The 21886-nt window shown below is 37.3% G+C and carries 21 protein-coding genes, 2 tRNA genes, 1 rRNA gene and 1 pseudogene; 5 read left to right on the top strand and 20 right to left on the bottom strand.

Annotated elements, in window-relative coordinates:
- Positions 1-55: 55 nt before the first annotated feature.
- Positions 56-865, top strand: a pseudogene (locus ACFSCX_RS17015) (IS3 family transposase); the annotation flags it as partial.
- Positions 866-1347: 482 nt separating this feature from the next.
- On the opposite strand, the gene ACFSCX_RS17010 reads toward ACFSCX_RS17015, so the two are convergent.
- The 5 genes from ACFSCX_RS17010 to ACFSCX_RS16990 form a co-directional block, all read right to left on the bottom strand.
- Positions 1348-2262 carry an NAD(P)-dependent alcohol dehydrogenase gene (locus tag ACFSCX_RS17010; protein ID WP_377929441.1) on the bottom strand — a complete coding sequence of 305 codons (915 nt, stop codon included), beginning with the start codon at positions 2260-2262 and terminating at the stop codon, positions 1348-1350.
- 100 nt (positions 2263-2362) lie between these two features.
- Positions 2363-2713 carry a DUF6463 family protein gene (locus ACFSCX_RS17005; RefSeq protein ID WP_377929440.1) on the bottom strand — a complete coding sequence of 117 codons (351 nt, stop codon included), beginning with the start codon at positions 2711-2713 and terminating at the stop codon, positions 2363-2365.
- Between the two features lie 12 nt (positions 2714-2725).
- The gene (locus ACFSCX_RS17000) at positions 2726-2971 is read right to left on the bottom strand and encodes a hypothetical protein (RefSeq protein WP_377929439.1); all 246 of its coding nucleotides are present in this window, start codon (positions 2969-2971) and stop codon (positions 2726-2728) included.
- Between the two features lie 15 nt (positions 2972-2986).
- Positions 2987-4168 carry an ArsA family ATPase gene (locus tag ACFSCX_RS16995; protein ID WP_377929438.1) on the bottom strand — a complete coding sequence of 394 codons (1182 nt, stop codon included), beginning with the start codon at positions 4166-4168 and terminating at the stop codon, positions 2987-2989.
- Positions 4169-4364: 196 nt separating this feature from the next.
- Positions 4365-4847, bottom strand: coding sequence for a MarR family winged helix-turn-helix transcriptional regulator (locus ACFSCX_RS16990; protein ID WP_377929437.1), 483 nt, complete (start codon positions 4845-4847; stop codon positions 4365-4367).
- Between the two features lie 809 nt (positions 4848-5656).
- Here ACFSCX_RS16990 and ACFSCX_RS16985 point away from each other — a divergent pair.
- Positions 5657-6868, top strand: coding sequence for a site-specific integrase (locus ACFSCX_RS16985; protein ID WP_377929436.1), 1212 nt, complete (start codon positions 5657-5659; stop codon positions 6866-6868).
- An 83-nt stretch (positions 6869-6951) separates the two neighbouring features.
- Here the strand turns inward: ACFSCX_RS16985 and groL are convergent, their stop codons facing one another.
- Complete coding sequence (gene groL, locus ACFSCX_RS16980; protein WP_377929435.1) at positions 6952-8583, bottom strand: chaperonin GroEL; 1632 nt, start codon at positions 8581-8583, stop codon at positions 6952-6954.
- Positions 8584-8666: 83 nt separating this feature from the next.
- Complete coding sequence (groES, locus tag ACFSCX_RS16975; protein ID WP_377929434.1) at positions 8667-8951, bottom strand: co-chaperone GroES; 285 nt, start codon at positions 8949-8951, stop codon at positions 8667-8669.
- A 540-nt stretch (positions 8952-9491) separates the two neighbouring features.
- Between groES and ACFSCX_RS16970 the strand changes: the two genes are divergently transcribed.
- Together ACFSCX_RS16970 and ACFSCX_RS16965 are read left to right on the top strand one after the other, a co-directional pair.
- The gene (locus ACFSCX_RS16970) at positions 9492-10187 is read left to right on the top strand and encodes a CPBP family intramembrane glutamic endopeptidase (protein ID WP_377929463.1); all 696 of its coding nucleotides are present in this window, start codon (positions 9492-9494) and stop codon (positions 10185-10187) included.
- A gap of 56 nt (positions 10188-10243) precedes the next feature.
- A complete protein-coding gene (locus tag ACFSCX_RS16965; protein WP_377929433.1) occupies positions 10244-10444 on the top strand; it encodes a YdiK family protein in 201 nt (66 codons plus the stop codon).
- 39 nt (positions 10445-10483) lie between these two features.
- Here the strand turns inward: ACFSCX_RS16965 and tatC are convergent, their stop codons facing one another.
- The 4 genes from tatC to moaC all read right to left on the bottom strand — a co-directional run bounded on the left by tatC (position 10484) and on the right by moaC (position 12679).
- The gene (tatC, locus tag ACFSCX_RS16960; protein WP_377929432.1) at positions 10484-11221 is read right to left on the bottom strand and encodes a twin-arginine translocase subunit TatC; all 738 of its coding nucleotides are present in this window, start codon (positions 11219-11221) and stop codon (positions 10484-10486) included.
- Between the two features lie 119 nt (positions 11222-11340).
- Positions 11341-11523: a twin-arginine translocase TatA/TatE family subunit gene (locus tag ACFSCX_RS16955; RefSeq protein WP_377929431.1), complete on the bottom strand. Its 183-nt coding sequence runs from the start codon at positions 11521-11523 to the stop codon at positions 11341-11343.
- A gap of 15 nt (positions 11524-11538) precedes the next feature.
- Entirely contained in the window at positions 11539-12177 is a 639-nt protein-coding gene (locus ACFSCX_RS16950; RefSeq protein WP_377929430.1) for a redox-sensing transcriptional repressor Rex, read from the bottom strand.
- 19 nt (positions 12178-12196) lie between these two features.
- Entirely contained in the window at positions 12197-12679 is a 483-nt protein-coding gene (gene moaC, locus ACFSCX_RS16945; protein ID WP_377929429.1) for a cyclic pyranopterin monophosphate synthase MoaC, read from the bottom strand.
- Positions 12680-12857: 178 nt separating this feature from the next.
- Here moaC and ACFSCX_RS16940 point away from each other — a divergent pair, with 178 nt between their 5' ends.
- Positions 12858-14795, top strand: coding sequence for an ABC-F family ATP-binding cassette domain-containing protein (locus ACFSCX_RS16940; RefSeq protein ID WP_377929428.1), 1938 nt, complete (start codon positions 12858-12860; stop codon positions 14793-14795).
- Between the two features lie 245 nt (positions 14796-15040).
- Here the strand turns inward: ACFSCX_RS16940 and tsaD are convergent, their stop codons facing one another.
- The 9 genes from tsaD to rrf form a co-directional block, all read right to left on the bottom strand.
- Positions 15041-16072, bottom strand: coding sequence for a tRNA (adenosine(37)-N6)-threonylcarbamoyltransferase complex transferase subunit TsaD (tsaD, locus tag ACFSCX_RS16935; RefSeq protein ID WP_377929427.1), 1032 nt, complete (start codon positions 16070-16072; stop codon positions 15041-15043).
- Positions 16044-16520: a ribosomal protein S18-alanine N-acetyltransferase gene (gene rimI, locus ACFSCX_RS16930; RefSeq protein ID WP_377929426.1), complete on the bottom strand. Its 477-nt coding sequence runs from the start codon at positions 16518-16520 to the stop codon at positions 16044-16046. The genes tsaD and rimI overlap by 29 nt, the downstream gene beginning before the upstream one ends.
- Before the next feature lie 9 nt (positions 16521-16529).
- Positions 16530-17228, bottom strand: coding sequence for a tRNA (adenosine(37)-N6)-threonylcarbamoyltransferase complex dimerization subunit type 1 TsaB (gene tsaB, locus ACFSCX_RS16925; protein ID WP_377929425.1), 699 nt, complete (start codon positions 17226-17228; stop codon positions 16530-16532).
- A complete protein-coding gene (gene tsaE / locus ACFSCX_RS16920; protein WP_377929462.1) occupies positions 17225-17683 on the bottom strand; it encodes a tRNA (adenosine(37)-N6)-threonylcarbamoyltransferase complex ATPase subunit type 1 TsaE in 459 nt (152 codons plus the stop codon). The genes tsaB and tsaE overlap by 4 nt, the downstream gene beginning before the upstream one ends.
- A 4-nt stretch (positions 17684-17687) precedes the next feature.
- Positions 17688-18680, bottom strand: coding sequence for a thiamine-phosphate kinase (thiL, locus tag ACFSCX_RS16915; RefSeq protein ID WP_465252674.1), 993 nt, complete (start codon positions 18678-18680; stop codon positions 17688-17690).
- A 126-nt stretch (positions 18681-18806) separates the two neighbouring features.
- Positions 18807-18882 (bottom strand) — tRNA-Asp (locus ACFSCX_RS16910).
- Between the two features lie 35 nt (positions 18883-18917).
- A tRNA-Met gene (locus tag ACFSCX_RS16905) sits at positions 18918-18994 on the bottom strand.
- 214 nt (positions 18995-19208) lie between these two features.
- Entirely contained in the window at positions 19209-20348 is a 1140-nt protein-coding gene (locus ACFSCX_RS16900; protein ID WP_377929423.1) for a trans-sulfuration enzyme family protein, read from the bottom strand.
- Positions 20349-21803: 1455 nt separating this feature from the next.
- Positions 21804-21886 (bottom strand): 5S ribosomal RNA (rrf, locus tag ACFSCX_RS25730); the annotation flags it as partial.

Here is a 21886-nt window from a genome sequence, read left to right as displayed (position 1 = left end):
TACCGTTTTTCACTGGATTGCGTTAGCAAAATGTTAGCATGCTGTTTTACAGAGAGTAGGTATTCCTGAATCCACCTATCACTATCATATTAAAATGATAAAGAAAGAGAATCCAAACCAAGAACTCGAAGAGCTTATTCAAGTCATCTTTAATGAAAACAATGGAAACTATGGTTACCGTCGAATTTATCTGGATTTGAGAAAGCGTGGTTATAAAGTTAATCACAAAAAGGTACAACGTATCATGAAAAAACTCGGGCTTAAGGCAGAAAAATTCGGACGAAAATCACGAAAATATAGTTCTTACAAGGGGACTGTTGGAACGATTGCCAAGAACCTCATTAATCGTCGTTTTTATACTAGTGTATGTCATCAGAAACTAACAACTGATATTACTGAATTTAAGTGTTTAGATGGTGTTAAACTTTATTTAAATCCAATCATGGATCTGTTTAACGGAGAAATTCTTACATATGGAGTAAGCACGCGACCAACTTTAGAGTTAGTTCTCCTACCACTCAAGGAAGCTCTTGAAATTGTTAAAGATTCAAAGTACAGAACCACTATCCATTCTGATCAGGGTTGGCATTATCAACATAATAAATGGGTCAAAACATTAAAAGAAAACAAAGTATTCCAGAGCATGTCCCGTAAAGGAAACTGTATAGATAATTCACCTATTGAGAACTTTTTTGGTTTGATGAAGCAAGAGATGTATTATGGTGAGGCAATATGCTCATTTGAAGATTTAAAGCAAAGAATTGAAGAATATATAGGTTATTATAATAACAAGCGCATAAAGAAAAAATTAGCAGGTATGAGTCCGGTTGAATACCGTAATCATACCTGCCAATTAGCTGCTTAATATATAACTCTACTTTTAGGGGTCACATCAAAGTCCATCTCTTATTTCTTCTTTACAAACCTTAACCAGTTGTCATAACGCGTTGTTTTCTCTTTCCTTCTACTGTATCCTTTCACAGAGGCTCTTCTACATTCTACTTAAACTCTTCGAAAAATAATTATCCTGATTCAAAAATATCGATATACCATTACAAGAATTCTTCCCTTATTTAACATTCTAAACCCGCTTGGTTATGTCTTTTTATTGAATAGTATATTTGTACTGTGCAGCAAAATGACTCCGTTGTTTTTCATCTTTGAAATTCTATATTTTGCTCCTGTTAATGTAGTGAAGAATTCACAACCTATTATGGAGTTGATAATTAGGATTTGCTATTCTCTAAAAGTAGAATTGTTTATATGTTTATTGACAAAAGATTTCTTAATAATTTACTAACTCACTACAAACCTACTGCTTCCCATACACTATTGTCAAACAGCTTTCTAATTATGTTCAACCGTGATAACAACATTACCCTTTTTGTGTCCTCTCTCTACATATCTGTGTGCGTCTACAACCTGTTCTAATGTATACTCCCTATCAATAATGGGTTTTAGTTTCTCTTCCTTTAGCAACATTTTAAGGAACAACAAGTCTTCTAGTTTTTCCTTTGTGGGTGATTTTACAGAGATATAACTTCCATTCTTCACTAAGATATCTTTACATTGGGACTTTGATATCTTTCCTACAGCATCAAAAATAATATCATAATCATTTGTTCTTCTTTCTGTAAATACTTCCTTAGTATAATCTATCACTTCATCTGCTCCTATAGATCTTACTAAATCTAAATTATTTGTACTACATACAGCCGTTATTTTAGCTCCATAAAACTTAGCAAGTTGAACTGCATATGAACCTACCGCCCCCGATGCGCCGTAGATAAGAATCTTCTGATTTTTTCTTATGTTTCCTTTTCGTAATAGATACATTGCTGTCATACCCCCAACTGGAATGACAGTAGCATCGGAGTAAGTAACGTTCTCAGGCTTTTTGGTGACAACCCCTGTCTTAGATTTTTCCGGAACACATATATATTGGGCATTACCACCAAATCTTAATCCGGTCGCAGTGCCAAATACTTGATCGCCCTTTTTAAAATCCCTAACATTTTCTCCAACATCTTCAACCTCGCCAGCAAACTCAACACCAGGTATGTGCATGGCTTTAAATCCAAACATTAATCCAATAGGGAATAGAATAAAGCGCGGCATCTTACGTAATATTACATCTCCTCTTGTAACAGAAGAGGCATACACTTTGACACAAATTTCATCCGGTTTGGGATTAGGTTTATTAATTTCTTCATAATTCAGTACATCCGGTGAACCAGATTTTTTGCATACAATCGCTTTCATGTTATTCCTCCCTTTACTATGGGTAACACATTAAATAATCAGCTAAAATTCAAATAATTAGTAAAGTGTTCGTCGATATAAACTGTTATTTCATTATTCATCATCTCTTTATAATGATCAATGCTTGAGGGATGACTAGCCAAAAGCCGGATGCTGGTAAGAAGAAAGCCCCCACAATAGACAACCACAATAAATGCCAGCCGAGGAAAGGTGGAATTTCTTTGTTTAAGTCATTTTCCAGCCAATGCATAAAATTCCCAAGGATAAAGATCAGTGCACCTGATAATAGAAACCAAAAGACAGTGGCTCTATCATACTGACTAGCAACAGAGTTAAATAATCCTGCTTGAAACATATCAACCAAAGGCTCCCAAAATATAACAATCCCAATAAGATTATGAATAACAGAAGTTAGCATTAGTAATAGGCCACTACGTTTTTTCCAGTTCATCATTCTTCCTCCTCATTGATCGGATATTTTAATTTTCTTCACCGCTTGATGGTTGGATTGCGCCATGGTTGTTTCTTTTTCAGCACGTTGTTCCAATTCCACAATGTGATGATCAATCCAAGCACCGATGCCAATCAGTAACTCTTTATTGGCATTCCTGAAATGTATCTGTGATTCTTTAGGAATCGTATTTTTTAAGAACTGCTCATGTGATTCTAATAGGGACAGAAAAACATGTGAAGTCGTTCCTCTCTTCATTTTGCTCACCCCTTCCTAAAACTGATTGATACTCTCTGAAAAATGAAGATTCAAGACATGTTCAGTTATGCGAGCACTTTCAATCGCTCTCCCCACAAGACTACGAGGCAAAACTAGTTTTCTCTTATAAGATCCAATTTGAACGATTAGCTCATCACCTTTTTGCGAAAGTTCAATTTCATCCTTACTCACGAAGGGTAGCGAAATTTCTAAAATATATTGACCATTCTCTTTGCGAACTTGTTCTGTTTGGCCTGAGAATAAGATGTTGGACATATCTGTGTCACCAAACCCTACTTGAGAAAGCTGCTCTAAGTGTAATCTCCCTGAAACCTCAGAAGGCATTAAAGGAATTCGAAAAATAGGGAGAGGCTCGAAGCAGGTCTTAATTTCTTCATCATAGCGCTGATGAATATGATGCCAATTTGCTAAAAAGCCTTCTCTTGCTTCCTCTGGAATGACTCGATTAACGAGAATGGCATCGGTATTAAATCCAAATAAATTCAAGTAAGTGAAAGCTCTTCTTGATTCGGCGATGACCATCTTTTCGGGATTTAAAACGATTCTGACAGATGTTACATCGCGATCTAAAAGTATTTTATTCATTTCTTCTAATTCTCGGACAAAGCGTTCAATACTGTTTAGTACATCATCATTCGGTAACTCCAATCCCCCCATGACAACTTTACTTACTGGACGGACAACCTTGATGAGACGTCGCTCAAATGGAAAGATCTTTTCAAGCCACCATTTCATAAGATTGGGATAGCTTAAGAGTCTTAATGTTTCACCAGTTGGAGCACAATCCACTATAATGACATCATATTTTCCACTTTGAGCATGAGTCTTAATTTGCATCAAACTAAATATTTCCTCCATACCTGGAAATATCATGATTTCCTCTGAACTGATATCCTCTAGCTCTGCCCATTTCATCATGCCACTCAACCATTGTTGGACTGCTCCCCAGTTCCGTTCTGTTTCTCGTAAACTATTAACCTCAATTCCCCATAAACAATCATGAAGCTCTTTAGGTTGATCACTTAATGGTTGGTCAAAAGCATCAGATAAGCTGTGTGCTGCATCTGTACTCATCACAAGCGTTCTCAATCCTTGCTGTGCTAATTGTACGGCTGTTGCAGCAGCAATACTTGTTTTCCCTACTCCACCTTTTCCCGTATAAATAATAATCCTCATGTTTTTCACCTCGTATAGTTGGGTATGTTTTTAATACGATATCGTACTAATCAGCTAAAAAAATATAGTTGGGTAGTGTTGGACTTCACTTAACTCACTAGGTGTTATACTACGACATCGTACTATTTATTTATAATAAAGATGAACAACGTTTTAATAACTTGTTCATCCCTATATAATGCTTGGAAGGTAACCATTATTCATCAATGGAGATTTTTCGGATAGTAGGCTTCTTTTTAATGGATGTGTTGTACTCATCCTCAGGCTGTTGCAACGATTTTACTACCTTTAACACAAGGTACACAAATTGCTCTAGTTCCTGTTCTGTTAAGGCAGTTTCAACACGTCTCAATGCCTGATTCATGATTTCATTAGCCTGCCTAGCCAGAATTTTTCCTTCTTCAGTTAAATAAACTATAATCACCCGCTGATCCTTGGGTGAGCTTGTTCTTTGAATCCACCCCTTTTTTTCAAGGCGTTTGGCCATACTTGTGATCGTACTTAGAGGTGCACCTAGGTCAGAAGCTAATTCTGACATAGTTAGTTGTTCTTTCATTAGCAAAAACACTAAGGCTGATAAATCTGTGTGGGAGATTTTTTTTTCTAACTCAACTGCTTTCGGAAAGTAGCTGAAGGGTTTAATTCCGTTTTTAAGTAAAAGATCAACCAAATGTTCCATGTCCCACACCTTTTAGATTTAAATTTCTAACTTAAATATACTACGATATCGTACCAATCACAAGAGCAATGATTGATAATTTTAATTTTTTTATATCACCTATTAAACTCTAAGGCATTCGAGGTTTAATACTTAAGATTAACTCCGGAAATGAATTCTATATAACAACTATGGTAGCCGTTTATCTTTTTCAGTAATTGGGACTAGACTTTTTTTATCATGATCTTTCCCTTTCGATGCCCCATCAATTCCAAGTAATAATAGATACTCACCTACATGCTCAGCAAATGGAATCATTATTTTGGCAAACGATTTGCATATCGATTAATGTTTAAGTGAAATTTTCATCCTTAAACCACAGGAAGATAGTAAATTTAAAGTCTATCTCCCCAAATTGTAAAATCTCGAAATTTAGCATGAAGTAATAATCTTCTATAGGTACTTCTATATTTAAGATAGATCCAATTCTATATTATAATTGTATACTTAGCTAAATTCATGATTAATTATGTTTTCTCAATTAAATCTACTTACTCATTTTTATGAATAGCTCTCAGTTATCTCACTCTTCTTAAACTAACACTCGACCTTATAGTTTTAGTGAAATCTTTCACAAAGTCATCTGAAGTTGATCCTCTTTGCTACGCAGTATGTAGTCTACTACCCATAAAACTCCCCCTTATCAATTACTTCCTCCACTATAAAATCTCTCTTATTATGTAGCGAATAAATGGAATGAATTAATGGAATTACACTTGGTAATAATGTATTTTTAGCAACAAAATATTTTTTAGAAAGTGAGGTTACAAATGAAAGGACATCTATATCGAAGGAACTATACTTGCAAAAAGAAAAAATGTACTTGCGGTGCAAAATGGGCATATGTCGTTGATGTCGGAATAGACCCAATCTCTGGAAAAAGAAAACAGAAGTCTAAAAGTGGTTTTCTGACCCAACAAGAAGCAGAAGCGGCAGCTAATACTCTCATTTACGAGTTAAATCAAGGGACATATTTAGAGGATACAGACAAAACTTTCAGCGACTTTGCTAAAGAATGGCTGCATATCTACAGTGAATCAAAGGACGTTAAGCCCGGAACTATTCGTGTTCGACTTCATGAAATTGGGAGGTTATTACCCTACTTTGCTCAATTAAAATTAAAGGACATCACAAGAAAGATGTACCAAGATGCTCTCAATGACTTAAAAGATCAAGGGTTAGCTGATAGCACAAGGGAGGGAATCAATCGAACCGGGAGGATGATCTTTCGAAAGGCACTAGAATTGGAGCTATTAAAGAAGGATCCTACAGAATTCGCTTACGTTAAGAAAGACAAAAAAACGATTGAACAACTGGAAGAAGAGGAAGTACCAAATTACTTAGAAAAAGAAGAGCTGGCCTTGTTTTTAGAAACAGCAAAACAAAATGGCCTTGAACATGATTACTTAGTGTTTTTAATACTCGCCTATACTGGAATGAGGGTTGGAGAGTTAGTTGCTCTCAAGTGGAAGGATATAGACTTCCTAAACCATACGATAAGTATTACCAAGACGTATTATAATCCAAATAACAATACCGTGGAGTATCAGTTAGTCACACCCAAAACCCGAAAATCAAGGCGGAAAATTGTAGTAGATGAAGATGTTATTCAAGCTTTAAAGGATCACAAGGAAGCTCAAAATCAAGTAAGAATGCGATTAGGTGACGATTATTACAATAGGTATTTTATCTTTGCTAAGATGGAGAGACAATTCGGTTATCCCATCGTGATTAAAAATGTGAGAGACCGAATGAAAAGGCTGCTTAGAATAGCTGGCCTAAATGAAGAATTAACACCACATAGCTTAAGGCATACACATACCTCCCTACTTGCCGAAGCTAATGTGTCACTCGAACAAATCATGGATCGGCTCGGCCATACTGATGACCAAATTACAAAGAATGTGTATCTCCACGTTACGAAAGAAATGAAAAAAGAAGCTTCCCAAAAGTTCAGTGAACTAATGAGAAGCCTCCGATAATTTACCTCAATGTTAGCAAAATGTTAGCAAGCCACTCTCACCTTACCAACAAACCCAGTCATATCAAGGGTTCAAGGGGCAGATTACATCATGCCGCCCATTCCACCCATTCCGCCCATGTCAGGCATTCCGCCACCAGCGTTTTCTTCTTTAATATCAGCCACAACTGCTTCTGTCGTTAAGAACATTGCAGATACAGATGCAGCGTTTTGAAGGGCTGAACGAGTTACTTTAGTAGGATCCACGATACCAGCTTCGATCATGTTTACCCACTCACCAGTTGCTGCGTTGTAACCAACACCAACTTCTTCTTTCTTTAAGCGCTCAACGATAACTGACCCTTCAAGACCAGCATTGTGTGCGATTTGACGAACTGGCTCTTCTAGTGCACGAAGAACGATGTTGATACCAGTTCTCTCGTCACCAGTAGCTTCTAATGCAGCAACTTTGTTGTATACGTTCACTAGTGCAGTACCACCACCAGAAACGATACCTTCTTCAACTGCAGCACGAGTTGAGTTTAATGCGTCTTCGATACGTAACTTACGCTCTTTAAGCTCAGTTTCAGTAGCAGCTCCAACCTTAACAACTGCAACTCCACCTGCAAGCTTAGCAAGACGCTCTTGTAATTTTTCTTTATCAAATTCTGAAGTCGTTTCTTCCATTTGAGTACGGATTTGCTTCACGCGAGCTGCGATGTTAGCAGATTCTCCATTACCTTCAACGATTGTTGTATTTTCTTTTGTGACAACAACTTTGGAAGCGCGACCTAATTGATTGATGTTAGCAGATTTAAGATCTAATCCTAAATCTTCAGTGATTACTTCACCGCCAGTTAACACAGCGATATCTTCTAGCATAGCCTTACGACGGTCACCAAATCCAGGAGCCTTAACAGCTACTGCATTGAATGTTCCACGTAGCTTGTTTACTACTAGAGTAGCAAGAGCTTCCCCTTCAACATCTTCAGCAACTAGTAATAGTGGCTTTCCTTGTTGAACAACTTGCTCAAGTACCGGTAAGATTTCTTGAATGCTAGTGATCTTCTTATCAGTGATTAAGATATATGGGTTTTCAAGAACAGCTTCCATCTTATCAGAATCAGTTACCATGTATGGTGAAGCATATCCACGGTCAAATTGCATACCTTCTACTACTTCTAGTTCAGTCGTGAATCCTTTTGATTCTTCGATTGTGATAACCCCGTCGTTACCAACGCGCTCCATTGCTTCAGCGATTAATTGACCTACTTCTTCATCAGCAGCAGAAATCGCAGCTACTTGAGCGATTGAAGATCTACCTTCGATTGGCTTTGAGATAGCAGCAAGCTCTCCAACTGCTGTAGTAACCGCCTTTTCGATACCTTTACGTACTCCAACAGGGTTAGCTCCAGCTGTTACGTTCTTTAAGCCTTCACGAATCATCGCTTGTGCAAGAACTGTAGCAGTAGTCGTACCGTCACCAGCAATATCATTAGTCTTAGAAGCAACTTCTGCAACTAACTTTGCACCCATGTTCTCGAATGCATCTTCTAATTCAATTTCTTTCGCGATTGTAACACCATCATTTGTAATAAGTGGTGAACCAAACTTCTTCTCAAGAACCACGTTACGTCCTTTTGGTCCTAACGTTACCTTTACTGCATTTGCAAGAGTATCAACACCACGAAGCATTGCGCGACGTGCATCTTCACTAAATTTAATTTCTTTAGCCATGTTTGTGTACCTCCTCTAATTATCTGTTATAAGTATAAACTATGCATGACAACCACCGTTGTCTTTTATTCTAAGTATGTGTATTAACCGATTACAGCTAAAATATCGCTCTCACGAAGAATTAAGTATTCGCTACCTTCATACTTCACTTCAGTACCAGCATATTTTGAGAAGATGATACGGTCCCCAGCAGATACTTCTAGAGCAACACGCTCACCGTTATCAAGAACACGACCTGTACCAACAGCTACTACTTTACCTTCTTGAGGCTTTTCCTTTGCTGAATCTGGTAAAACAATTCCGCTAGCAGTCTTTTCTTCAGATTCAACTAGCTCGATAATAACGCGATCTCCTAATGGCTTTAACATGTGAGACAACCTCCTCAATATTATTATAATCTTATTATTAGCACTCATTAGTCTCGAGTGCTAACACAACTATTATATTAAATAATCTCTTCTAGTATTGCAAGTCAAAACTAACGATTTTGATGAAAATTTTTAACGTCTTAATCCGACAATTTCTAACAAACTTATTTTACTTAATCCATACTTATAGGTAACTGAGCATTCTTATAAATCTTACCTCTTACATTTTATCCTGCCTAGTCTATGACTAAACCCTCTACCTTTTTACTAAATATGTGAAGGAGATTCGCTAGAATTTTACCCGGTCTTTCTACTATATAGTAAGCATTATACATACAATATGTTTGTATGGACCATTTTCATTTTGGTGAAGCTTTCAGTGCTCAATCAAAACTTAACTATGGTACAATACTAAAGACTGTTTTTCAATTAGTTTCAAAAGTTTTTGGAAAAAGGAGATTGTGGCTATTGGAAACGAACTATAAAGGCCAGAACCAAACGGCAAAGAGATACTGGCTCGTGATCATTACCTATTTTTTAATGCAAATCTCAGGGTTGTTAGGAGTCCCATTGTTACTAAAGCTAGGAATTGGTGGTTCCCTTCAAGATGAAGCTGCTACATTAAAGCTCGCCTATACATATTGGATGCTGTTTAGTTTCCTCTTGGCACTAATTATTATCATACTTTTAATTAGAAAACAGCCACCACTATCAAGAATGAATCAGCCAAGCTCCATTCCCGTATCTATTATTTGGGCTTTTGTCGGTATCATTTTAGGGCTTGTATCGCAAGCAATGGCAGGGTACATTACCCAAGAGGTATTTGGGGCTGAACCTGGATCTGAAAATACGGAGTTTCTTTTAGAACTTGCAAAAGCGACCCCTCTCTTCATAGTAGTAACATCTATTCTTGGACCTATCTTAGAAGAAATTGTTTTTCGTAAAATTATATTCGGCACGCTCTATCAGCGTTTCAACTTTTGGATAGCGGCCCTATTAAGCTCGGCTATCTTCGGTATTATTCATATGGACTTTGTAAACATCCTTGTCTACACAGCTACTGGTTTGACGTTTGCTTATCTTTATGTAAAAACGAAACGAATTCTTGTTCCGATATTTGCTCATGTTTCTTTAAATACTTTTGTTGTTTTAGTACAACTTATATTTAAAGATGAAATCGAGAGATACCAACAGGAACTGGAAACACTGCAGGCATTCATATCGCTTTTCCATTAAATCAGCACATAACGATATATTTATCGAAGTATTTATCAACTGGAGGCTTTTTCAACATGCGATCACCTTTTTTAATGGGCTTATTATATTTTGGAATGGGTATTATTTTTGTCGTATTGGCGATCCAAAGTAAGACCGATAATATATGGAGCTTTCCAACCATCATTTTAATGGTAGTTGCAACATTTGATTTTGGAGTTGGAATTAGAATGATGCTAATTGCAAATAAAATAAAACAAACGAAGTCAAAAAAATAAACATAAAAAAACCTCCATTTAATCTTGAAATGGAGGTTTTTATTCTTGTTCTTGTTCTGCTCTGAGCTTCTTTTTATAGGCACCCTTTGAAATAAGAATACTAATTTCATACAGAAAAAATAATGGAATCGTAACCATCATATGTGAGATCAATTCTGGAGGGGTAATCATCGCCCCTATCACTAATAACACAAAATAAGCGTACTTTCGAACTTTTGCCAAGAAGGCTGGCGTTACAATCCCTAATCTTGTTAAAAACATAATAACAACAGGCAATTGAAACAAAATACCAAATGGAAGAGTTAACTGAAACAAAAATTGAAAATACTCATTGATTCCAATGACCTGCTGTATATCTAACCTCGATGCAAGCCTTGACATAAAGTCAACGACAAATGGAAATAAAACAAAATAAGAAAATGCAATTCCAAGTAAAAATAGAAAAACTGAAATCGGTATATAGCTTAATGTGACTTTCCGTTCTCTAGAATATAAACCAGGGCTAATAAACGCCCACAATTGATATAAGGCAATCGGAGACGTAATGACAAAAGCCACTATAAACGCAAATTGCATATATATTTTTATAGGGTCTGTTAATCGGAATGCATTCATTGTTAGCTCACTCGCTTCATCTGCTTTTTGCAGATACACAATCAGCGGTTCAGCTATGAAGAAGCTTCCAACTACTGCTAGAAAGAAGAAAACGACTACGATAATGAGTCGTTTTCTCAATTCCCCAATATGATCATAAATGGACATTTCATTTTGATTCATTGGATATCATCCTAACTTACATGTTCAGCAAATAAAAACATTTTTTAAGTACATTGGCTTGTTGAAAGCACTTCTGTTCGAGGCGCGAAGGCTTGTAAGCACCAGAAAAATCGTCCAGCTTACTTGTTAGCGTCTTTTTTCTTTTCATCGTCCTCATCATCCGCTAACCCTTTTGTAGCGTTTTTGAATTCACGAAGAGTATTTCCAGCTGCCTTTCCTAACTCAGGTAGCTTTCTAGGTCCAAAAATCAATAAAGCAACGAAAACAATTAATAAGAGGCTTCCTAATCCGATGTTTGGCATAACCAATCACCTCCTTTAATCTAATGGATAGTTTTTCAAAAAGTACACTAACGACTGTAATTCAACGGCGAGATCTATATGGTGAATTCGAACTGTATCCGGAACATTGATTCTAGCAGGAGTGAAATTCAGAATCCCCTTTATACCTAACGAAATTAATCGGTCGGTTATAGGTTGGGCAACCGATGCAGGTACTGTTAATATCGCAATTGATACATCATTTGCTAGTCGATTCTCCAATTCATCAAAATGGTATATTGGAACATCCCCAATCAACGTTCCTACCTTATTTATATCTACGTCAAAGGCCATTTCGATTTTAGTATTATTATTTTTTATAAAATTGTAGTTTAAAAATGCAGTACCAAGGTTTCCAACCCCAATCAAGGTAACCTTTGTTAGCTCATCTTGATCAAGAGTTTTCCTGAAAAAGGATAACAAATATTGAATATTATATCCATACCCCTTTTTCCCAAGTGCACCAAAATATGAGAAATCTCTGCGAATAGTAGCCGAATCAACCTTTACAGCCTCACTTAGTTCAGCAGAGGAGACTCTCGTTTTTCCTGACAAATATAAATTTTTTAAGAAACGATAATACAATGGTAATCGCTTCGCTGTTGCTTGGGGTATTTTAGACTGTTCTTGACTCAACCTTATCACCTATCATTTTCTACTCTCGGTGGTAATCCCCGCTCTTTCCGCCAGTCTTTTCAACTAAGTATGTCGGACCAATTACCATTCCTTTATCCACTGCTTTACACATGTCATATACTGTTAGAGCACACGCGGAAACTGCAGTTAACGCTTCCATCTCAACACCTGTACTGCCCTTTGTCTTCACTATACAGTCAATCTCGAGCTCATACATACTTTCTTTTTGCTTCCAATTAAATGTGATGTCGACTCCCTTTATTGGAATCGGATGACACATAGGAATAATCTCAGATGTCTTTTTAGCTGCCATTATTCCCGCGACTTGGGCAACAGCAAGGACATCTCCTTTTTGGATTTGAGAGGAAACAATTTTCTGGTAGATTTCGTTTGAGACCTCAACACTTGTTCTTGCTAAGGCTGTTCTAGTAGTATCTCCTTTAGAGGTAATATCTACCATTTTCGCATGACCTTGCGTATTGAAATGAGTAAATTCTGCCATAAACTAATCCCTCCTATGGCTAGACTTCTCTACATTGACTATACACTATTTAAACGAAAATGTCGCATATCCTTTTGTGAACATTTTACGACGAAACATACTCATGTTGTATACTCATCTATTGCCCAGCGATATAAAAATATATACACTTATAGATAGGAAACTTGAGGTGAAAAACATGATCTTACTGCAACTCAACCAAATAACAAAACACTATGGGTCTGACCTTATTTTATCGAATATAAAATTAGAAGTACAATCAAGAGACCGTATTGCACTAGTTGGTCGAAATGGAGCCGGAAAATCTACTTTATTAAAGATAATTGCTGGACATATTTCACATGATGGTGGAGAAATCATTAAACCTAAGGATGTCATGATGGGGTATTTAGCTCAACACACCGGACTTGAAACATCATTATCTATTTGGGATGAAATGCTCTCTGTATTTCAACATTTAAAAATAAAAGAAAGAGAATTACGTTCCCTTGAAGAAAAAATGGGAGATCCTAGTATATTTAGTAATTCAACTCAATACGATCGCATTCTTAAAGAATATGATCTTTTACAAGAAAGCTTTAAACTTGAAGGTGGCTATCAGTACGAGTCAGAGATTCGCTCTGTACTTCACGGTTTAGGTTTCGGTGATTTTAACTACTCTACAGCTATTTCCACACTAAGTGGGGGACAAAAAACACGATTAGCCCTCGGGAAGTTGTTATTAACAAAACCCGATTTACTAATATTAGACGAGCCTACCAACCATCTTGATATGAGTACATTAGCTTGGTTAGAACAATATTTAAGCTCATATCCTGGTGCAATCTTAATTGTTTCCCATGACCGATACTTTCTAGATAAATTAGTCACACAGGTTTATGAAATTTCTAGAACTTCCATTCAGAAATATCTCGGTAACTACAGTCACTATCTTGTGAAAAAGGCTGAGAATTATGAACGAGATCTTAAACAATTTGAAAAACAACAGGATGAAGTAGCCAAGTTAAAGGATTTCATTCAAAAGAATATTGCTAGAGCATCCACTACTAAAAGAGCCCAAAGTAGGAGAAAACAGTTAGACCGCATAGAATTGGTGGACAAGCCGTCTGGGGATGAGAAATCAGCATCCTTCCAATTTCAAATTGAACGACAAAGTGGAAATGATGTATTAAAAGTACAAAATCTAGCTATCTCCTATGAGGAAAATAAACCTACCATTGAAAATATTACCTTTACCTTAAATAGAGGAGAAAGCGTTGCTTTAATTGGTCCAAATGGAATCGGTAAGTCAAGTTTATTAAAAGGAATTTTACAGAAAATAAAGCCTAGCAATGGGACAATCCAGTTTGGATCAGGAGTTTCTATTGGATATTATGATCAAGAGCAAGCAAACTTAAAATCAAATAAACGAGTCTTAAATGAGCTCTGGGATGAATATCCTCTTGTTCCTGAAAAAGACATCCGAACCATTCTCGGTAATTTTCTTTTTTCAGGAGATGACGTGTTAAAAGAAGTATCTACCTTAAGCGGTGGCGAGAAAGCCCGATTGGCATTAGCGAAATTAATGATGCAAAAAGCGAACTTTCTTATATTAGACGAACCTACAAACCATCTTGATTTAGATAGTAAAGAGATACTTGAAAATGCATTAATCGATTATCCTGGAACGATACTGTTTGTTTCTCATGATCGATACTTTATTAACCGAATCTCAACAAAAGTACTCGAGCTAGGTCGAAGAAATGTTACGGAGTTTTTGGGCGATTATGATTATTATCTTGAAAAAAAGGCTAATCTTATTGAATTAGAGCAGTTCGAAAAGAAAACCGTTTCTATAGAAATAAATCCAAAAAAACCAGAAGTAAAATTAAGCTACGAAGAGGAAAAAGAATTAAAACGGGTAGAAAGACAACGAAAGAGACGTCTCGACGAAATTGAAACAGAGATTTCAGCTCTGGAGGCTTCAATCGCTAAAAATGAAGAGTTACTTTGTGATCCAGAAATTTATCAGGATCACGAAAAAGTACAAATGCTAAACAATGAAACGAGTCATACCAATGAAAAATTAGAGCAGTTAATGGAGGAATGGGAAGAATTAATTGAGAAAGGTGAATAAACAGTTTGTGGATAACCTAACAATAATTCTTTGCTTTCACTAAAAACACCAACAATATTAGCGTTGGTGTTTTTTTTACCCACATATACACATTGTTATCCACAATACCAACATGAAAATACGTGGTTTTTGACTAGTTTTCCACAAAACACACAATTAGTAATTCACATATCCACAGGTTATCCACAGATTGATTATTCACTACTATTATCGCAAAATAAAAAAGGCTACTCATGATAGCCTTTTTAGATACTGCTTTTGTTAAAAGATGTTAATTCTAACCCAGGATTTGCATTTAAGTCGAATCCTGAGCGTTTCCCTTTTTCATACGCAATACTTCCAGCCGCTGCAATCATCGCTGCGTTATCCGTACATAAGGACAAAGGAGGTATGACTAGTTCGACATTAGGTATCTCTTGAAACACTCTCTCTAGCTCGGCTCTTAATCCTTTATTAGCAGCAACTCCGCCCGCTAAAAGCACTTGCTTCACTCCATACTCCTTTGTAGCCTTCACAGTTTTCGTTACGAGTACATCTATTACACTATCTTGGAAGCTAGCTGCTACATTTTCAGGAGCTAACACCTCTCCTCTTTGGCTTGCGTTGTGAAGTGCATTTATGACAGCAGATTTTAGCCCACTGAAGCTAAAATCATAAGAGCCTGGCTCTAACCACGCTCTTGGCAGGTTTAATGTTGGCTGTCCTGAATGTGCTAAACGGTCAATATGTGGACCGCCTGGATAAGGCAACTCTAAAGTTCTTGCCACTTTATCATACGCTTCCCCCACTGCATCATCACGTGTTTCACCAATAACCTCAAACGAGCCATGCTCCTTCATTAAAACGAGTTCTGTATGCCCACCTGAAACAACCAATGATAATAGCGGGAACGTAAATTCCTTCATAAATCGATTTGCATATATATGCCCTGCTATATGATGTACCCCAACAAGTGGGATGCCATGTGCAAAGGCAAGTGCCTTTGCTGCGTTTACACCTATTAAAAGGGCACCCACCAATCCTGGACCCTCTGTTACAGCTATCGCATCAATATCCTCATACGAGACATTCGCTTCTTTTAATGCCTCTTCAAAAACAAGGGTCAGTTGCTCAACATGATGTCTTGAGGCAATTTCGGGAACTACCCCACCAAATCGTTTATGACTTTCAATTTGAGAAGCCACGACATTCGAAAGGATTTCTTGTCCATTTTTTACGATTGAAACCGCTGTTTCATCACAGCTTGTTTCAATTCCTAATATGATCTGATGTTTCATGAATATTCACCCACATAACTAAGGCATCCTCACCATTATCTGTGTAATAATTTTTTCGGATACCTCCATTTTGAAAACCTAATTTACGGTACAGTGATTGTGCCACATGATTCGAAACACGGACTTCCAAGGACAGCCTCTCTGAACCTAGTGCTTTTGCCAATTCAATTGCTTGATTAAGTAGCGCTTCTCCCAATTTTCTACCTCTGTAACTTGGCAAAACCGCAATATTGGTGATATGAGCATCTTCCATGACTACCCATAATCCACAATATCCTATAATCGTATTACCCTCTTGCAAAATAATATAGCTTGCATAAGGATTATTTACCATCTCATTATAAAATGCCTCATGGCTCCATGGCACTGTAAAAGACGCATGCTCAATCATTAAAACTTGATCAATATCAGCTACTGTCATTAACCGAAAGGAAATGGAATTGTTCATAAAGACCCCCTATTTGGAAGTTTCTTTGGAAGCCAACCAGTTCGCTTCAGCTTCAGCTAATCGCAAATAGCTTGGTACAAAAGAATGTGTATGTTCTGGATCTCTCATTGCTCCAATAAATGCTAACATAGACGGTTTAGGATTCCAATCCAGTTTTTCTGCAAAAACTGTTTGATTTCCAAGTTTCTGATGTAATGTCTCTTGGTGGATAGGTACATCATTCCCAATAAATAATACATTCTTATCGAGCTCTATTAGTTTTAAAACCCACTCATCGATTTGAATATTTTGATCCTCAATAATGGCTTCCATCGAGCCGTTTTTATATTCATAAAGACCTGTAAACAAATGCTGTCTCCTAGCATCTATTAACGGACAAATATAACCATCAAAATTTTTTCCATTCCATGCTAGCTGCTCTAGGCTTGAGACACTCACGATAGGAATATTTAAGGTCCATGCTAATGTTTTGGCAACGGTTACGCCGATACGTACACCTGTATATGACCCAGGTCCTTTTGCTACGACAATCTTATGTAGCATTTTTGGGGACACATCACACTCCTTCATTAAACTATCAATCGCTGGCATTAAGCGAATGGAATGGTTTTTCTTTGTATTGGTTAAAATCTCACCAACAATTTGTCCATCCCTCATGATGGCAACTCCCATTACATAGGACGACGTATCTATAGATAATATATTCATTTCTTTTCTAACTCCTCGCACAATTGTTCATATCTAACACCAACTGCTTCAAAGGTAATTTTCCTTTTTATATCGTCCATTCGTTCAATAACGATTTTTCCATACTCATTAGGCAGCTGATCCTCGATTAGATGTGCCCATTCTACGACGGTTACACCTTCTCCGTAAAAATATTCATCAAACCCCAGGTCTTCGTATGAATCCTCGACCCTATATACATCCATATGATAAAGAGGTAGTCTACCTGCATACTCTTTTATAATCGTGAAGGTAGGGCTGTTTACGTTCCGAGAGACCTCTAAACCTTTAGCGAGTCCCTTTGTAAAGGTTGTTTTTCCAGCACCAAGATCTCCCTCTAGAAGAAAAACATCACCTGGACTTGCTTGTCGGCCAAGCTTTGTAGCAATTGCCTTTGTTTCGTCCTCGTTATGTGTTATCCATTCTACAATTTTCATAGTATCACCGTGTTCCAAAATGATTATATCCTTGCTTTAATAATTGTTCTCGTCTTTTTTCAGATTGTAAAAAAACTTTTCCGGAGCCTTCTACAACTTCTCCTACTTTGGTAATCTTTATCTTTATTTTTGCGAATTCAGCCATCACTTTCTCCCATGAATTTTGTGATATCGTACCAATCAATTCATAGTCCTCTCCACCGAACAATCCCCAATTTAGTGCTCGATCAAAACCAAAAGTAAGAATATCATTAGAAAACGGGAGCTGGCTCTTATATAGAATGATATCGACATGGCTTGCTTCAGCAATTTCGATAGCCTCACTAGCTGCTCCGTCACTGATATCATTGAGGGAGACCCTATCTTGTTTGACTAACAGTTGTCCGGCTTGTACATTTGGTAATGGCATTTGATGTTTTAATACCAGGGGTGATAATTGATTCTTATTAGCCTTCTCATTTAAAAGAATATGTAAACCTGCAGCAGAGTCACCAATGTTTCCTGTAATAAACACCACGTCACCAGGCTTTGCACTACTGCGCTTTATTCCTCTATCATTCTCAACGCTTCCAATTACTGTAACATTCAAAACCAATGGTCCAAAGGTCGAGACCGTATCTCCACCAATAAGATCCATATTATACTTTTCAGCTAGATGCTCCATTCCTTTATAAATCTCCATTAGGGACTCTTCAGACCATTTTTCCGGAATAGCAATGGAGACAAGATAATACTGCGGAATCCCCCCCATCGCTGCTACATCACTGATATTCGCAGCAAGCGCCTTAAATCCAATATGAAAAGGCTCCATTGTTTCTTGTTTAAAATGAATGTCTTCCACCATTGTATCTGTACATGCAATTGTATCACTATTTTTTTCTGTCCTAAAAATTGCGGCATCATCACCAATACTCACAATTACATCTTCTCTTCGTTTCTCCTTTGGAGTAATCGCCTTTATAAATGAAAATTCATCATGAATACCCAATATGAACACCACTTTTTGAGATAATTTATTCAACAAAAATACCTTAGGAGTTTATATCCTAAGGTGCCTATTGTCATTTTCTTATTTTCCCCATAAAAATGCAAATAAAAAAACGAAAGCATACTTTCGTTAAGATGGCGGTCCCGACGGGAATCGAACCCGCGATCTCCTGCGTGACAGGCAGGCATGTTAACCGCTACACCACGGGACCGTATTATTATGTATAATGACTAAAGGTAAATAGGTTGGTTGCGGGGGCAGGATTTGAACCTACGACCTTCGGGTTATGAGCCCGACGAGCTACCAGACTGCTCCACCCCGCGATAATAAAAATAAATTTAGTTGTGTATACACATAGTTAAGTGTATTTTGACTGTCCCTTCCTCTTCAAGACTATTCAGAGATGAATGTGCGTCGTGACAACTCGAAGCTTATTCATTGAAGTGCTGCTTGTTGCTGCACCACACGATAATTAAAAAGATGACAATATTTATAGTAACACAAATTCTTTATTAAATAAAGGAAAAAGTCACTTTTTTAAATAAGTGACTTTATAATAGCTTCTTTAAATGCTTTGATGATGTCTTGATCGTGCTCAATACCTGCTGAGATCCTTACCATTCCACGAGTAATTCCTAGTTTTTTAAGGTCGTCTTCTGACAGAGCTCGGTGAGATGTAGCAATTGGATAAGAAACCGTTGTTTCTACCCCTGCCAATGTAGGTACAATCTTAATCCACTCTAATGACTCAAAGAAGCTTTCCATCCTGCATAATTCCGTATCAAGTTCAATTGTAACAATAGCACCGTTTCCTAAACTAGATAAGGTCGAGGGATAGAACAACTGCTTAACACCTTTTACTCCAACTAATGCTTCAGCTAATGCCTTTGCATTTTGGGCCTGTTTCTCCATTCGAATACTAAGTGTCTTGATTCCCCTGCACGCTAACCAGCTCTCAAATGGACTTAAATTAGTCCCTAAGTTTACAACCTTTTGATTAACCTTCTCCATTAGAGATTTGTTCCCTACTACTACACCGGCAGTAACATCACTGTGTCCTCCAATGTATTTAGTAGCACTATGTATGATCAAATCTACTCCTTTATTAATTGGTTTGCAAAGTAAGGGGGTAGCAAAAGTATTATCAATAATTGAAATTAATTTATATTCTTTAGCAACCTCTACAAGTTGGTCAATATTTTCAACTCTAAGGAGTGGGTTAGTTACAGATTCACTATAGATTACTCTTGTATTAGGCTTTATTGCCTCTAGAATAGTATGCTTGGATTCAAATGGTACAAAAGTAGATTCTATTCCTACATCCTTAAGCTCTTTTGCGATTAGCTGATATGTTCCACCATAAAGGTCAACTGGAGCGATAACATGGTCACCAGTAGAAGCTACAGCTAAAATCGATACCAATATTGCTGAAAGACCTGATGAAGTTGCAACACCTTGTTCAGCACCTTCTAAAGCAGCGACAGCTTGACCCAATTCATCAGTATTCGGATTACCTACTCTTGAATATAAAAAGTTTCCCTTCCCTTCATAAAATCCTTCTAACTCTTGTAGAGACGCAAATGTAAAGGCCGAAGATTGGTAAATAGGAGTTACTTTGCTTTTTATTGGTGTAGCCACTTTTTTTCCGTAGTGAACATTCTTCGTATAGAATTCCATACTAACTCCTTAACATGACATTTTATTTTGACTTTACTCCTCTGATGAGTGAAAGTCAATCAATCTTTTTTAGATTTGGGAGCAATCGTGTATAGGATTAATTAGTCGTATTTATCCTTGATAACACAAGACTCGTATTGTCATGTCATTGTTAAAGTTTGTTTCTAGTAGCTCATTTACTTGATTTGTTTACGTATTATTTATTCCGATAAGTTTTTTACTTTACTCATTTCCCTTTTACATGTCTATTCTTCGATTTTACATGCTTTTCTGCTCTTTACTTGCTTCGTTTCTCTTTTACTTACCCCACTTGATGTTTTACTTAACTCGTTTCTCTTTTTACTTACCCCGTTTGGCGTTTTACTTTCCTCGTTTCTCTTTTACTTACCCCATTTGGCATTTTACTTAACTCGTTTCTCTTTTTACTTACCCCGTTTGGCGTTTTACTTTCCTCGTTTCTCTTTTTACTTACCCCGTTTGACGTTTTGCTTAACTCGTTTCTCTTTTACTTACCCCGTTTGGTGTTTTACTTTCCTCGTTTCCCTTTTTACTTACCCCGTTTGGCATTTTACTTTCCTCGCTTCTCTTTTACTTACCCCGTTTGGCGTTTTACTTAACTCGTTTCTCTTTTTACTTACCCCGTTTGGCATTTTACTTTCCTCGTTTCTCTTTTACTTACCCCATTTGGTGTTTTACTTTCCTCGTTTCCCATTTTACTTACCCCATTTGACGTTTTACTTTCCTCGTTTCTCTTTTACTTACCCCGTTTGGCGTTTTACTTAACTCGTTTCTCTTTTTACTTACCCCGTTTGACGTTTTACTTTCCTCGCTTCTCTTTTACTTACCCCGTTTGGCGTTTTACTTTCCTCTTTTTCGATTTTAATTACCTCTGCCTCGCTTTACTTTCCTCGTTTTGTCTTTTACTTACCTCATTTCCTTTTTACTTACCTCTGCTTATATTCAATTATTTTGAAATGACCCAATCTTTGCTACTGCAACTATTTCTATATCGTATTAAAAAACTCGTACCGCTAGTTTATGAATTCAGTCCAAACAAAAAAAGAGCAGCCTCATCAGCTGCACTTTCTCTTCTTTCATGGCGACGTCCTACTCTCACAGGACTTCCACAGGATGTGGTGACTTCTGCGTTGTGCACAGGACGTGCACGCCTTTAGCAGAAGCTCCTTTTTTTACTACCATCGGCGCTCGAGCTTTACTTCCGGGTTCGGGTTCGGACAAAAATGAGCGGCGAATCTCTTCGTCAGTTTCATTCGTTCAGATCCTCACGTACGGTCGTACGTTCCGGTCTTCTCTCATTTCACTTCCTCGACCTTCTTGCTCCTTTCCGCCCCCACAGTTTCGATTTTACTTAGGCGGATTCCTCCGTTTACTAGCTCTTACGAGCTTTCCTCAAACAAAAAAAGAGCAGCCTCTTCAGCTGCTCTTTCTCTTCTTGCATGGCGATGTCCTACTCTCACAGGGGCAATGCCCCAACTACCATCGGCGCTGAAGAGCTTAACTTCCGTGTTCGGAATGGG

This window comes from Bacillus salitolerans (genome assembly GCF_042680805.1).
Classification (GTDB): Bacteria; Bacillota; Bacilli; order Bacillales; family SA4; genus Bacillus_CJ; species Bacillus_CJ salitolerans.
This window is presented reverse-complemented; position numbering and strand designations above follow the sequence as displayed.